The organism is Pseudokineococcus marinus (genome assembly GCF_013004605.1).
In the GTDB taxonomy this organism is placed as follows: domain Bacteria; phylum Actinomycetota; class Actinomycetes; order Actinomycetales; family Quadrisphaeraceae; genus Pseudokineococcus; species Pseudokineococcus marinus.
The window spans coordinates 1-14,248 of sequence record NZ_JABEMA010000048.1; the positions used below are offsets into that span (position 1 = coordinate 1).

At 75.9% G+C, this 14,248-nt stretch carries 8 protein-coding genes; 6 read left to right on the forward strand and 2 right to left on the reverse strand.

What is annotated here, in order from left to right:
* Window positions 1–122 precede the first annotated feature (122 nt).
* The 3 genes from HLB09_RS05360 to HLB09_RS05370 all read left to right on the forward strand — a co-directional run bounded on the left by HLB09_RS05360 (window position 123) and on the right by HLB09_RS05370 (window position 6,347).
* Window positions 123–1,325, forward strand: a complete 1,203-nt coding sequence (locus HLB09_RS05360; RefSeq protein ID WP_171202375.1) for an acyl-CoA dehydrogenase family protein — start codon at window positions 123–125, stop codon at window positions 1,323–1,325.
* 92 nt (window positions 1,326–1,417) lie between these two features.
* Complete coding sequence (locus HLB09_RS05365) at window positions 1,418–4,027, forward strand: DEAD/DEAH box helicase (RefSeq protein ID WP_171202376.1); 2,610 nt, start codon at window positions 1,418–1,420, stop codon at window positions 4,025–4,027.
* A 94-nt stretch (window positions 4,028–4,121) separates the two neighbouring features.
* Window positions 4,122–6,347 carry an EAL domain-containing protein gene (locus HLB09_RS05370; protein WP_171202377.1) on the forward strand — a complete coding sequence of 742 codons (2,226 nt, stop codon included), beginning with the start codon at window positions 4,122–4,124 and terminating at the stop codon, window positions 6,345–6,347.
* Window positions 6,348–6,423: 76 nt separating this feature from the next.
* On the opposite strand, the gene HLB09_RS05375 is transcribed toward HLB09_RS05370, so the two are convergent.
* Window positions 6,424–7,419, reverse strand: coding sequence for a Gfo/Idh/MocA family oxidoreductase (locus tag HLB09_RS05375; protein ID WP_171202378.1), 996 nt, complete (start codon window positions 7,417–7,419; stop codon window positions 6,424–6,426).
* Window positions 7,420–7,802: 383 nt separating this feature from the next.
* On the opposite strand from HLB09_RS05375, the gene HLB09_RS05380 reads away from it, so the two are divergent.
* The 3 genes from HLB09_RS05380 to HLB09_RS05390 all read left to right on the forward strand — a co-directional run bounded on the left by HLB09_RS05380 (window position 7,803) and on the right by HLB09_RS05390 (window position 10,916).
* Complete coding sequence (locus HLB09_RS05380) at window positions 7,803–8,876, forward strand: quaternary amine ABC transporter ATP-binding protein (protein WP_171202379.1); 1,074 nt, start codon at window positions 7,803–7,805, stop codon at window positions 8,874–8,876.
* Window positions 8,869–9,855, forward strand: coding sequence for an ABC transporter permease (locus HLB09_RS05385; protein ID WP_171202380.1), 987 nt, complete (start codon window positions 8,869–8,871; stop codon window positions 9,853–9,855). Before HLB09_RS05380 ends, HLB09_RS05385 begins: the two co-directional genes overlap by 8 nt.
* A gap of 140 nt (window positions 9,856–9,995) precedes the next feature.
* Window positions 9,996–10,916 (forward strand): glycine betaine ABC transporter substrate-binding protein, encoded by a 921-nt coding sequence (locus tag HLB09_RS05390; protein ID WP_171202381.1) that lies wholly within the window; start codon window positions 9,996–9,998, stop codon window positions 10,914–10,916.
* 116 nt (window positions 10,917–11,032) lie between these two features.
* Here HLB09_RS05390 and topA read toward each other — a convergent pair whose 3' ends face one another.
* The gene (topA, locus tag HLB09_RS18315) at window positions 11,033–13,894 is read right to left on the reverse strand and encodes a type I DNA topoisomerase (RefSeq protein ID WP_171202382.1); all 2,862 of its coding nucleotides are present in this window, start codon (window positions 13,892–13,894) and stop codon (window positions 11,033–11,035) included.
* Between the last annotated feature and the right edge of the window lie 354 nt (window positions 13,895–14,248).

The following is a 14,248-nucleotide window of genomic DNA, read 5'->3' on the forward strand; positions in this document are numbered from 1 at the left end:
CGCCGCCGCACCGCACCCGCCGGGCCGGCCGACACCGACCGGCTGGTCGCGCCGGGGCGCCTGGCGGGCGGCCGCGGCCGTGCCGCACGATGCGCACGTCCGCTCGACGAGGAGAGGCCCCCATGAGCACGCGAGACCCGCGTCCCCCCCTGACCCCCGACCTGCTGGCCGCCGACTTCCTCGGCTACCAGCAGCTCCTGACCGACGACGAGCGCGCGCTCGTCGTGCGGGCCCGGGAGTTCTACGCCGCCGAGGTCGCCCCCGGGGCGAACCAGCGGTGGCTCGACGAGGAGGTCCCCCGCCACCTCGCCCCGCGCTTCGCCGAGGAGGGCCTGCTCGGGCTCGGGGTGGACGGGGACGAGCCGGCCCGGCGGACCCTGCTCACCGGCTGGCTGCGGATGGAGCTGGCGCGCGTCGACCCCTCCACGGCCACCTTCGTCGGCGTCCACGACGGCCTCGTCATGGGCACGCTCGCCGTCTGCGGCTCCGAGGAGCAGAAGGCGCACTGGCTGCCCCGGATGCGGCGGGCCGAGGCCGTCGGCGCGTTCGCGCTCACCGAGCCCGACCACGGCTCCGACGTCGCCGGCGGGCTCGCCACGAGCGCCCGCCGCGACGGCGACGCGTGGGTGCTCGACGGCGCCAAGCGCTGGATCGGCAACGCCTGCTTCGCCGACGTCGTCGTCGTCTGGGCGCGCGACGTGGCCGACGGCCAGGTCAAGGGCTTCCTCGTGGAGAAGGGCACGCCCGGGTTCACCGCCACGCCCATCCGCGGCAAGACGGCGCTGCGGGCGGTCGAGAACGCCGACATCACCCTCGAGGGCTGCCGCGTCCCGGCCGCGAACCACCTGGCGGGCGCCAACAGCTTCAAGGACACCAACGAGGTGCTGCGGCGCACGCGCGGCGGCGTCGCGTGGGAGGCCGTCGGGGTCTCGGTCGGCGCCTACGAGCACGCCCTCGCCTACACCCGCGAGCGCCAGCAGTTCGGGCGGCCGCTGGCCTCCTTCCAGCTCGTGCAGGACCACCTCGTGCGGATGCTGTCGGACATCACGGCGTCGCTCGGGATGGTCGTGCGCGTCTGCCAGCTGGAGGAGGCAGGCGAGCGCCGCGACGAGCACGCCGCCATGGCCAAGGCCTTCTGCACGTCCCGGATGCGCGACGTCGTCGCCCGCGCCCGTGAGGTCATGGGCGGCAACGGCGTGCTCGCGGGCCACCACGTGGCGCGCTTCGTCGCCGACGCCGAGGCGCTCTACTCCTACGAGGGCACGCGCGAGGTCAACACCCTCGTCGTCGGGCGCGCGGTCACCGGGCACGGCGCCTTCGTCTGACGGCCGGAGCAGCCCCCTCCGTCGGGGCCGCGGTCGCCCACCGGGCGCCGCGGCCCCGACGCGGGCGCCCCACCGGTGGGACCCTGGGCGTGATGACCACCGACGCCGCGGCCCAGGCCGACACCACCACGCCGCCCGAGCCCTCGACGCGCCCGGCGCCGTCGCTCGTCACCGCGCTCGAGCCCCTGCGCGCCGCGGCCGCGGCGGCGGAGGGCGGCGCCGACCCCGACGAGCTGCTCGCAGCCTTCTCCTCCTGGGCCGCCGAGCAGGGCCTGTCCCTCTACCCGCACCAGGAGGAGGCCCTGCTCGAGCTGGTGACGGGCGCGAACGTCGTCCTGGCGACCCCCACCGGCTCGGGCAAGTCGCTCGTCGCGACGGGCGCCCAGGCCTTCGCGCTGGCCGAGGGCCGGCGGTCCTTCTACACCGCGCCGATCAAGGCGCTCGTGAGCGAGAAGTTCTTCGCGCTGTGCGCCGTGTTCGGCGCCGACCGCGTCGGCATGCTCACCGGCGACGCCAGCGTCAACGCCGGGGCGCCGATCATCTGCTGCACGGCGGAGGTCCTCGCCAACCTGGCGCTGCGCGAGGGCCCCGAGGCCGACATCGGGACCGTCGTCATGGACGAGTTCCACTACTACGGCGACCCCGACCGCGGGTGGGCGTGGCAGGTGCCGCTGCTCGAGCTGCCCCGCGCCCAGTTCGTCCTCATGTCGGCCACGCTCGGCGACACGACGTCGATCCGCGAGGACCTCACCCGCCGCACCGGCCGGGAGACGGCGCTCGTCGCGTCCGCGGAGCGGCCGGTGCCCCTGCACCACTACTACGCGACGACGCCCGTCCACGAGACGATCGACGAGCTGCTCGAGACGCGGCAGTCGCCCGTCTACGTCGTCCACTTCACGCAGGCCGCGGCGCTGGAGCGGGCGCAGGCCCTGACGAGCGCGCAGGTCGCCACGCGGGCCGAGCGCGACGAGATCGCCGCCTTCCTCGGCGGCTTCCGCTTCACCACCGGCTTCGGGCAGACGCTGTCGCGGCTGGTGCGCCACGGCATCGGCGTCCACCACGCCGGGATGCTGCCCAAGTACCGGCGGCTCGTGGAGCAGCTGGCGCAGGCGGGGCTGCTCAAGGTCATCTGCGGCACCGACACGCTCGGCGTCGGCATCAACGTGCCCATCCGCACGGTGCTGCTGTCGGCCCTGAGCAAGTACGACGGCACCCGCACGCGGCTGCTGTCCGCCCGCGAGTTCCACCAGGTCGCCGGCCGCGCCGGCCGGGCCGGGTACGACACCGCCGGGACCGTCGTCGTCCAGGCGCCCGAGCACGAGGTCGAGAACCTCAAGGCCCTGGCCAAGGCGGGCGACGACCCGAAGAAGCGCCGCAAGGTCGTGCGCAAGCAGCCGCCCGAGGGCTTCGTCGCCTGGACGCGCGCGACCTTCGACAAGCTCGTCGCCGCCGACCCCGAGCCTCTGCGCCCGCACTTCGCCGTCTCGACGTCGATGGTCCTCAACGTCCTGGCGCGCCCCGGCGACCCGGCGGCGGCGATGCGGCACCTGCTCCTCGACAACCACGAGCCGCGGGCGCGCCAGCGCCGCCACGTGCGGGAGGTCGTCGGCATCACGAAGGCGCTGATCGCCGCGGGCGTCGTCGAGCGGCTCGACGAGCCCGAGCCCGACGGGCGGCGCTACCGCCTGACGGTGGACCTCCCCCGCGGCTTCGCGCTGGACCACCCGCTCTCGACCTTCGCCCTGGCGGCGGTCGAGCTGCTGGACCCCGAGTCCCCGACGTACGCCCTCGACGTGCTCTCCGTGGTCGAGGCGACGCTCGACGACCCCCGCGCCGTCCTGGCCGCCCAGCAGTTCAAGGCCCGCGGCGAGGCCGTCGCCCAGATGAAGGCCGAGGGGATCGAGTACGAGGAGCGGATGGAGCTCCTCGACGACGTCACGTGGCCCAAGCCGCTCGAGGAGCTGCTCGAGGCGGCCTTCGAGGCCTACGCGCAGGGCCACCCGTGGGCCTCGCGCGCCGTCCTGTCCCCCAAGTCGGTGGTGCGCGACCTCTACGAGCGCGGCATGACCTTCCGCGAGCTCGTCTCCTTCTACGGCCTCGTGCGCGCCGAGGGCGCCGTGCTGCGCTACCTCACCGACGCCTACCGGTCCCTGCGCTCGGGCGTGCCCGCCGAGGCGCGCACCGAGGAGGTCGTCGACCTCGTGGAGTGGCTCGGCGAGCTCGTGCGGCAGGTCGACTCGAGCCTGCTCGACGAGTGGGAGCACCTCACCGACCCCGCCCGCGTCGACGCCGCCGTCGCCGAGGTGCGCGCCCCGACGTCGCCCACCCGACCCGTCACGGGCAACGAGCGGGCCTTCACGCGGATGGTCCGCAACGCCCTCTTCCGCCGGGTGGAGCTCGCGGCGCTGCGACGCCCGTGGGACCTCGGGGAGCTCGACGCCGGGACGGGGTGGGACGCGGCCGCCTGGGCCGAGCAGCTGGAGGCCTACTACGCCGAGCACGACGAGATCGGCACGGGGGCGGACGCCCGGGGGCCGCGCATGCTGCTGTGGCGCAAGGAGGCCGTGGTCTGGCACGTGCGGCAGGTCTTCGCCGACCCGGCGGGTGACGGCGACTGGGGCTTCGACGCCGAGGTCGACCTGCCCGCGAGCGACGAGGAGGGCGCGGCCGTCGTGCGGGTCGTGGGCGTCGGCCGCCTCTGACCGCCCGCTCCGACCGTCCGGGACACCCAGCACGTGCGGTGAGCGGGCGCTACCTTCTGCTACGACGGGGGTCGTCGGCGAAGGGGTGGGCCGGGTGTCGGTCGACGCGGGCGGGCACGGCACGGGCGGGGACGCGGCGGTCGCGCCGCGTCCCCCGTCGGCCGCCGTGGCCGTGCAGGACTTCAGCACGGCGGCCCGGACCGCGCTGCGGGACCTGCAGCGGCGGTTCGGCATGGAGTCGTGGCTGCTGGCGCGGCGCCGGGGCGAGGAGTACGTCGTCATCGCCACGGCGGACGACGACGACCCCTTCGGCGGCCGCGTCGGCCTGGTGCGCCGCTGGGACGAGACCTTCTGCGCGCGCATGGTCGACGGCAGCGCCCCGATGGTCGCCCCCGTCGTCGACGACGCGCCCGCCTACGCGCAGATGCGGGCGGTCACCGGCCTGGACCCCGGGTCCTACCTCACCGTGCCCGTCGAGGGCCCCGACGGCGAGCTCCTGGGAGCCCTCTGCGCCGCCGGGCGCGACCCTCGGGGGCCCGAGCTCGAGGCGGCGCTGCCGTCCGTGCGCGTGCACGCGGCCCTGCTCGGGCTGCTGCTGTCGTACGAGGTCTCCCTCGAGCGCGAGGTGCGCCGCGCCGAGCGCGCCGAGGCGGCGGCGGCCACCGACGCCCTCACGGGCGCGGCCAGCCGCCGCGCGTGGGACGCCGCCGTCGCGGCGGAGGAGTCGCGCGCCCGGCGCCACGGGACGCCCGCCGGGGTGCTCGTCGTCGACCTGGACGGGCTCAAGGCGGTCAACGACGGCGAGGGCCACGACGCGGGCGACGCGCTCCTGCGCCGGACCGCCGAGGTGGTGCGCGAGCACGTGCGCGGCGGCGACCTGCTCGCCAGGCTCGGCGGCGACGAGTTCGGCGTGCTGCTCGTCGAGGCGCCGTGGCCGGTCGTCGAGGAGCGCGCCCGGGTGCTGCGCGAGGCGCTCGCCGCGCACGGCGTCGAGGCGTCGGTCGGGGCCGGCGCGCACGAGGGCGACGGCGACCTCTGCGCGGCGTGGCGCGCGGCCGACGCCCGCATGTACGCCGAGAAGGCGCTCCGCCGGTCCGCCGCGGCGACGAGGGCGCCGGCCCTGCCGCGTCCCCGTCCCCCGGCCGCCCCGGCCCCGGTGTCGGGCGTCGACGCGCTGCTCGACCTCGTGCGGGCGCAGCTCGGCATGGACGCCGCCTTCGTCAGCCGTCGGGAGGGGGAGCGGGTGGTCTACCGCCACGTCAGCGCCGGTGACCCCGCGCTGCTGCAGCCCGGCGACTCCGAGCCCTTCGACGGCACCTACTGCCGGCTCGTCGTGGCGCGGGAGCTCGAGGAGGTCGTGCCGGACACGGCGGCCCACCCGACCACCGCGGCGATGCGGGGCACGCGCGCCGGCATCGGCGCCTACGTGGGCGTCCCGCTCCACCGCGGCGACGGCAGCCTCTACGGGACCCTCTGCACCGTGTCGCGCTCGTCGCGGCGCGAGCTGCGGCCGCGCGACGCCGAGGTGCTGCGCAGCCTGGGCCCGGTGCTCGTCGGCCTGCTCCAGGAGGAGGAGAGGGCGGAGGGGACGCACTCCCGGGTGGTCGCGGACCTCGACGCCCTCGAGGCGGCCGGGGGGCCGGCGACCGCCCTCCAGGGCATCGTCGACCTGGGGACCGGGCGGGTCGTGGGCGCCGAGGCCCTGGCGCGCTTCCCCGCCCCGGGCTCGGCCCCGGGGCCCTGGTTCTCCCGCGCCGAGCGCGCCGGGGAGGCCGAGCGGCTCGACCTGCTCTGCCTTCGCTCGGCCCTGGGCCACGTCGAGCGCGTGGCCGGGCACCTGTCGGTCAACGCGTCCCCGCGGACGGTCCTGTCACCGGCCTTCGCCGACCTGCTCGAGGAGGCGACGGGCCGGGGGCGCCTCGACGGGCTGGCGGTGGAGATCACCGAGCACGAGCCGGTCGACGACTACGCCGCCCTCGCCGCCGCGCTGGCGCCGCTGCGCGAGCGGGGCCTCGCCGTGGCCGTCGACGACGCGGGCGCCGGGTTCGCGAGCATGCGCCACGTCGTCCAGCTGGCCCCGGACGTCGTCAAGATCGACATGAGCATCGTGCGCGACGTCCACCGCTCGCTCGGGGCGTCGGCCATGGCCGCCGCGCTCGTCGGCTTCGCCCGGCGCACGGGCGCGCACACGGTCGCCGAGGGCGTCGAGACCGCCGAGGAGCTCGACCACCTCGTCGGGCTGGGCGTCGACATGGCCCAGGGGCACCTGCTGGCCCGGCCCGTGCCGGCGACCGCGTGGGAGCCCGTGGCGCAGGGCTGACGGCCGACGGCACGCGCGCCCGCCCAGCGCCGTCGGCGGGGACGTCCGGAGGGGCCCGTCACCCAGCTGGGGCCGGTCAGACGGGCCGGTCGTCGTCCATCCGGACGCCGAGCTGCTGCAGCGCCTCCTCGAGCACGCCCATGACCTCGAGCGTCGTCGACAGCGGCCACAGCGGGCTCTCCGTGCGGCCCTCGTCGAGGCAGTCCTGCACGTGCTCGAGCATGTGGGCGTACCCGCGACCCGTCCGCGGCAGCGCGGTGCGCACCGGCTCCTCGTCGGGGCGGTGCACGACGAAGGCGTCGGGCGCGTGGACGGCGCCCTCGGTCTCCACGCGCCCGCCCGTGCCCGTGATGGTGCCGTGGCGCGCCGGCCGGGCGAGGATCGTCGAGAGCGTCGTGGCCGTGCGCCCGTCCGCGTGCGCGAGGAGCAGCGAGGACTCGGCGTCCACGCCCGTGCTCGTGAGGCTCCCGCGGGCGACGACCTCGCTCGGCGCCGCGCCCATGACCATCCGGACGACCGACACGGGGTAGACGCCCATGTCGAGCAGCGCCCCGCCGCCGAGCACCGGGTCGAAGAAGCGCCCCGCCGGGTCCTCCGGCACGGGGAAGCCGAGGTCGGCGTGCACGTGGCGCACCTCGCCGACGACGCCGTCCGCCAGCGCGTCGAGGAGGGCGACGACCGTCGGCTGGAAGCGGGTCCACATCGCCTCCATGGCGAAGAGCCCCCGGTCACGGGCGAGGTCGACGAGCTCGTGGGCGCCCGCGAGCGTCGTCGTGAAGGCCTTCTCGACGAGGACGTGCTTGCCCGCCTCGAGGGCGGCCCGGGCCACCGCGCGGTGCTGGCCGTGCGGCGTCGCGACGTAGACGACGTCGACGTCGGGGTCGGCGAGCAGGTCGGCGTAGGAGCCGTAGGAGCGCGCGAAGCCGTGCCGCTCGGCGAAGGCCGCGGCGCGCCCGGCGTCGCGCGAGGCGACGGCGAGGGCCTCCGCCCCCGGCACGAGCGGGAGGTCACCGGCGACGGTCGTCGCGATGCCCCCGGTGGCGAGGAAGCCCCAGCGCGTCATGGGCGGCACCCTACGAGGCGCCCGACGGGCCGCCCTGACCTCAGTCCGCCCGTCACCGCCCGCACGTCACGATCCCATCACCCTTCGTCATCGGAAGGGCTGCGTGGTCGACCTCCCGCCGCCCGCGTGGTTACGTAGCGCTCAAGCACGCAGCGGATCCCCGGGCCCGGGGGCGGCGACTCGCCGCCCCCGCAGGCGCACGCGGACCGCCGCGAGGTCCCGTCGCGGGACCGTCGACGCGCCGTCCGGCTCCAGCCCGTGGACGGCGACCTCTCAGCCCCGCCCGCGGTCGTCCGCGCGCGCTCCGGGGCGGTCAGCGTCCGCGACCCGCGCCGGAGCCGTCCCACCCGACGACCAGCGGCCCGCGCGACCGGGGCCGGCGAGAGGACGACGTGGCAGCAGTCTCGGCGAGAGGCCTGTACAAGGTCTTCGGCCCACGGCCCGAGGAGGCCGTGCGGCGCCTGCAGCAGGGCGAGCCCGTGGCGGACGTGCGCGCGGACGGGGCCACCCCCGCCGTCGTGGACGTCGACCTGGAGGTGCAGCCGGGCGAGATCTCCGTCGTCATGGGCCTGTCCGGCTCCGGCAAGTCGACGCTCATCCGGATGCTCAACGGCCTCCTGGAGCCGACCGCGGGCACCGTCCACGTCGGCGACGTCGAGCTGACCGGCCTCGACGAGGACGGCCTGCGCCGGCTCCGCCAGGAGCGGCTCAGCATGGTCTTCCAGCACTTCGCGCTGCTCCCCCACCGCAGCGTGCTCGACAACGCCGCCTACGCCCTGGAGATCCGGGGCGTGGACCGCGCCGAGCGCCGCCGCCGCGGGGCCGAGGCGCTCGAGATGGTCGGCCTCGGCGACCGGGCGGGGAACCGCCCGTCGGAGCTGTCCGGCGGCATGCAGCAGCGCGTCGGCCTGGCCCGCGCGCTGGCGTCGGGCACCGACGTCATGCTCATGGACGAGGCCTTCAGCGCCCTCGACCCGCTGATCCGCCGCGAGATGCAGGACCAGCTCGTCGAGCTGCAGCGCTCGCTCGGCCGCACGGTCGTCTTCATCACCCACGACCTCAACGAGGCCATGCGCATCGGCGACCGGGTCGCGGTCATGCGCGAGGGCCGCGTGGTGCAGTCGGGGACGCCCACGGAGATCCTCCGCGCCCCGGCCGACCACTACATCGCCCGCTTCCTCGCCGACGTCGACCGCTCGCGGGTCTTCACGGCCGAGGACGTCATGGCGCCCCCGCGGCCGGTCGACGGCGAGCTCCACCGCATGCCGCGCGCCGGCCTCCGGACCTCGCTGGCCGACCTCCTGCAGCCGGCGGCCACCGGCGGCGGCTCCGTCGCCGTGACGGACGACGCCGGCGAGGTCGTCGGCGTCGTCACCGCCGCGTCGATGCTCAGCGCGCTCGGGACCGGCTCGGACGAGCCGCCGCCCGGCGCCCCCACCACCCCCGAGGAGGCTCTCCGTGGCTGACACCGCCGAGCTCGTCCCCCTCCCCCGCGTGCCCCTGGGCGACGCCGTGGAGGCCGTCGCCGACTGGGTGGCCTCCGCCCTCGGCCCGGCCCTCGACGTCTTCTCCGCCGTCGTCACCGAGGTCGTCGACGCCGTGTCATGGGTGCTGCTCCTGGCGCCGCCGCTCGTCGGCGTGCTGCTCCTGGGCCTCCTGGGGGTCGCCGTCCGCTCGGTGCGCTTCGGCGTCGTGTCGGCCCTCGCGCTCCTGCTCGTCGTGAGCATGGAGCTGTGGGAGCCGATGGTGGACCTGCTGGCGCTCATCCTCGTGGCCGCCACCGTGGCGACGGCGATCGCGGTGCCGCTGGGGATCCTCGCGGCCCGCAGCGACCGCACGAGCGCCGTGCTCAAGCCGGTGCTCGACTTCATGCAGACGATGCCGGCCTTCGTCTACCTGGTGCCGGCCGTCATCTTCTTCGGCATCGGCGTCGTCCCCGGCTTCGTGACGACCATCGTCTTCGCGCTGCCGCCGGGCGTCCGCCTCACCGAGCTCGGCATCCGCCAGGTCGACCGCGAGGTCGTCGAGGCGGGCACCGCCTTCGGCGGGTCGCCCCGGCAGATCCTCCGGGGCATCCAGCTGCCGCTGGCCCTCCCGACGATCATGGCCGGGGTCAACCAGGTCATCATGCTGGCGCTGTCCATGGCGGTCATCGCCGGGCTCATCGGCGCCCCCGGCTCGGGCGCGGTCGTCGTCCAGAGCATCTCCCGGCTCAACGTCGGCCTGGGCTTCGAGGCCGGCCTGTCCGTGGTCATCCTCGCCATCTACCTCGACCGGCTCACCGCCTCGCTGGGCGCCGGCGGGCTGCGCGACCGCCTGTCGCGCACGCGGTCGCTGCTCGGCCGCGGCAGCACGAGCACCGACGTCGACGACCGCGGCCTGACGCCGGAGGCCCAGGTGGCCGTCTCGCGCGAGCAGTCGAGGCGCGGCTTCGCCCGTCCCTGAGGGCCCGGGCCCTCCCCCGCACCCGGGACCCGGCGCGCCGGGCCCTGCACCGCCGCCCCCGCGGGCGGCCCGCACGACCGACCGACCGACCGAGGGCGCCCCACGAGGTGGGTGCGCCCGCACGACGAGAGGACACCACCGTGCAGAAGCACACCACCCGCGCCGCCCGCCTGGCCGCCGGAGCGGCCGTCTCCGCCCTCGCCCTGACCTCCTGCGGCTCCGAGGACACGTCCGGCGGCTCTGCGGACAGCGGCAGCACCGACGCCGCCGGCGGCACCGTCACCCTGGGCTTCCTGCCCTCGTGGACCGACGGCCTCAGCACCGCCCACCTCTGGCAGCACGTGCTGGAGGAGGAGGGCTACGACGTCGAGCTCCAGGAGATCAGCGAGGCCGGGCCGCTCTACGCCGGCCTCGCCGGCGGCGACTTCGACGTCTACCCCTCGGCCTGGCCCGAGGTCACGCACGCCTCCTACATGGAGGAGTTCGGCGACGACATCGAGGACGTCGGCACCTACTACGAGGGCGCCGTGCTCACCATGGCGGTGCCGGAGTACACCGACATCGACTCCATCGCCGACCTCCAGGGCCAGGCGGACCGCTTCGACGGCCGCATCGTCGGCATCGAGCCCGGCGCCGGCCTGACGGGCGTGGTGCAGGACTCCGCGATCCCGACCTACGAGCTCGGCGACGAGTACACGCTCCAGACGTCCTCGACGACGGCGATGCTCGCCGAGCTGCAGGCGGCCACCGACGCGCAGGAGGACATCGTCGTCACGCTGTGGCGCCCCTTCTGGGCCAACTCGGAGTTCCCCGTCAAGGACCTCGAGGACCCGGAGGGCGCCATGGGCGAGCCCGAGGGCCTGCACGCGCTCGCGCGCGCCGGCTTCTCCGACGACATGCCGGAGGTCGCCGAGATGATGGGCGAGCTCGCCCTGTCCGACGCCCAGTACGGCGAGCTGGAGGACATGGTCGTCAACGAGTACGGCGAGGGCCGGTACGAGGAGGCCGTCGACGCCTTCTTCGAGGCCAACCCCGACGTCCTGGAGCAGATCCGGGGCTGAGCCGACGGGTCCGACCGCGCCCTCCGGGGCCGTGGGCGGGCCGGGCCGCACGACGGAGGGCCGCACCCCGCGGGGTGCGGCCCTCCGCCCGCGTCCGGACCCGTCGGACCCTGCGGTCAGCCCTTCGCGGGCGCCTTCTTCGCCGCCGGCTTCTTCGCGGCGGGCTTCTTGGCGGGCGCCTTGCGCGCCGGCTTCTTGGCCGGCCCGCGGTCGCGCTTCTCCTGCAGCAGCTCGGCGGCGCGCTCGGGGGTGATCGACTCGACCGCGTCGTCCTTGCGGAGCGTCGCGTTCGTCTCCCCGTCGGTCACGTAGGGGCCGAAGCGGCCGTCCTTGACGACGACCGGCTTGCCCGACACGGGGTCGTCGCCGAGCTCGCGCAGCGGCGGCGTCGCCGTGCGCCCCCGCCCGCGCTTGGGCTGGGCGTAGAGCGCGAGCGCCTGCTCGAGCGTGACGTCGAAGAGCTGGTCCTCGCTCTCGAGCGAGCGCGAGTCGGTGCCCTTCTTGAGGTAGGGCCCGTAGCGGCCGTTCTGGGCGGTGATCTCCTGGCCGTCGGCCGGGTCCTCCCCCACGACGCGCGGGAGGGAGAGCAGCCTGAGCGCGTCGTCGAGGGTCACCGTCTCGACCTGCATCGTCTTGAAGAGCGACGCCGTCGGCGGCTTCACCTTCGCCGGTGCCTTCTTGCGGCCCTTCGCGGGGGCCTCGTCGGCGGGCGGGTCCTCGACGACCTCGGTGACGTAGGGGCCGAAGCGGCCGGCCCGGGCGACGACCATCCGCCCGGTCGCCTCGTTGATCCCGAGCTCGCGGTCGCCCTCGGACTGCGTCGCGAGCAGCTCGCGGGCCTTCTCGACGGTCAGCTCGTCGGGGGCGACGTCGTCGGGCACGGACGCCCGCTGGGGCTCGCCGTCCTCGCCCGTCGCCTCGAGGTAGGGGCCGTAGCGCCCCACCCGCAGCGTGATGCCCTCGCCGATCGGCACGGAGTTGATGTCGCGGGCGTCGATGTCGCCCAGGTCGTCCACGAGCGGCTTGAGCCCCGCCGGGACGGCCTCGCCGGCGGCGCCGGCCGGGCTGGGTGCGCGAGGGCCGCTGCGCGCGCCGGCGGCGTCGGGCCCGTCGTCGTCGCCCGCGCCGCCGCCGAGGCCCTCGGGGCCGTAGTAGAAGCGCGAGAGCCAGCTGCGCCGCTCCTCCGCGCCCGCCGCGATGCGGTCGAGCTCCTCCTCCATGGAGGCGGTGAAGCGGTAGTCGACGAGCTGGCCGAAGTGCTCCTCGAGCAGGCGGGTGACGGCGAAGGCCAGCCACGTCGGCACGAGCGCGGAGCCGCGGTGCTGGACGTACCCGCGGTCGCTGATGACCGAGATCGTCGCCGCGTACGTCGACGGGCGCCCGATCCCCTGCTGCTCGAGGGCCTTGACGAGGCTCGCCTCCGTGTAGCGCGGGGGCGGCGAGGTCTGGTGGTCGTCGGCGAGGACGTCGGACAGCAGCACGCCCTGGCCCTCGACGAGCTCGGGGAGGCGGCGCTCGCCGTCCTCGGCGGAGCCGTGCCGGTCCTCGTCGCGGCTCTCCTCGTAGGCGGCCATGAAGCCGCGGAAGGTGATGACCGTGCCGGAGGCGGACAGCTCGACGTCACGCCCCGCGACCTGCGCCTCGCGGGTCGCGTCGGTGACGGGCACCGTCGCGCCGAGGCGGACCGACGCCGTCGAGCCGCGCGCGTCGGCCATCTGGCTGGCGACCGTGCGCTTCCAGATCAGCTCGTAGAGGCGGAACTCGTCGCCGCGCAGCTCGCCGGACACCTGCGCGGGCGTCCGGAAGCTGTCGCCCGCCGGGCGGATGGCCTCGTGGGCCTCCTGCGCGTTCTTCGACCGGTTGGCGTAGACGCGGGGCGCGTCGGGCACGAACTCGGGGCCGTAGAGGTCGGCCGCCTGCCGGCGGGCCGCGCCCACGGCCTCGCTGGAGAGCGCGACCGAGTCGGTGCGCATGTAGGTGATGTAGCCGTTCTCGTACAGCGACTGCGCCGTGCGCATCGTGGCCCGCGCGTTGGAGCGCAGCTTGCGCGAGGCCTCCTGCTGCAGCGTCGAGGTCGTGAAGGGCGCGGCCGGGCGGCGCGTGTACGGCTTGGTCTCGACCGAGGTGACCGTGGCGCCGAGGTCGGCGCCGGCGTCCCCGAGGGCCGTCGCGAGCGCACCGGCCACGGCGCCGTCGAGGACGACGGCGTCGGAGGTCAGCGCGCCGCTGTCGTCGAAGTCGCGGCCGGTGGCGACGCGGCGCCCGTCGAAGCGCGCCAGGCGCGCCCGGAAGGACTGCCCGTCGGCGTCCTGCTCGGCGGCCACCTCGGCCGTGAGGTCCCAGTACTCGGCGGCGCGGAAGGCCATGCGCTCGCGCTCGCGCTCGACGACGAGGCGGGTGGCGACGGACTGCACGCGGCCGGCGGACAGGCCGGCGCGGACCTTGCGCCACAGCACCGGCGAGACCTCGTAGCCGTAGAGGCGGTCGAGGATGCGCCGGGTCTCCTGCGCGTCGACGAGGTCGGTGTCGATGTCGCGGGTCGACTCCAGCGCGCGCTGGATCGCCTCGCGGGTGATCTCGTGGAAGACCATGCGCCGCACGGGGACCGAGGGCTTGAGGGTCTGCAGGAGGTGCCAGGCGATCGCCTCGCCCTCGCGGTCGCCGTCCGTCGCGAGGAAGAGCTCGTCGGCGTCCTTGAGCAGGCGCTTGAGCTCGGTGACCTTCTTCTTCTTGTCGGCGTCGACGACGTAGTACGGCTCGAAGCCGTGCTCGACGTCGACGGCGAAGCGGCCGAAGGGACCCTTCTTCATCTCTGCGGGCAGCTCGCTCGGCTGCGGGAGGTCGCGGATGTGGCCGACGCTGGCCTCGACGTCGTAGCCCTCGCCGAGGTAGCCGGCGATCTTGCGCGCCTTCGCGGGCGACTCGACGATCACGAGCCGCCGGGTCGTCGTGCTGGCCGTCCCGGTCCTGCCTGCCACGGTGCCCCTTCCTCACGGGCCTGCCCGCGCCGTGCGCGCGGTCGCCGCCCCGGGGCGACGCGTCCGCGGCCCCGCGCAGACCGTACGTGCCCGGGGCGGGTGCTCGCGCCCGCCGCCCTCGCCCGCCCCCGCCCGCGTCCCGTCGCGCCGCCGTCCGTCGGGAGCCGTCCACGGGCGCGACGTGCACGGTCACGCCCGTGGACGGCTCCTCTCAGCGCGCGCCGTCCGGCCGGCCGTCGTCCTCGCGCTCCGTCTCGCCGAGCGCGTCGAGCCGGCCGCGCAGCTCGACGAAGACGTCGTCGCCCGGGCCGGTGAAGCGCGCTCGCGCGGTGAGGCCCGCGCGGGCGAGGACGG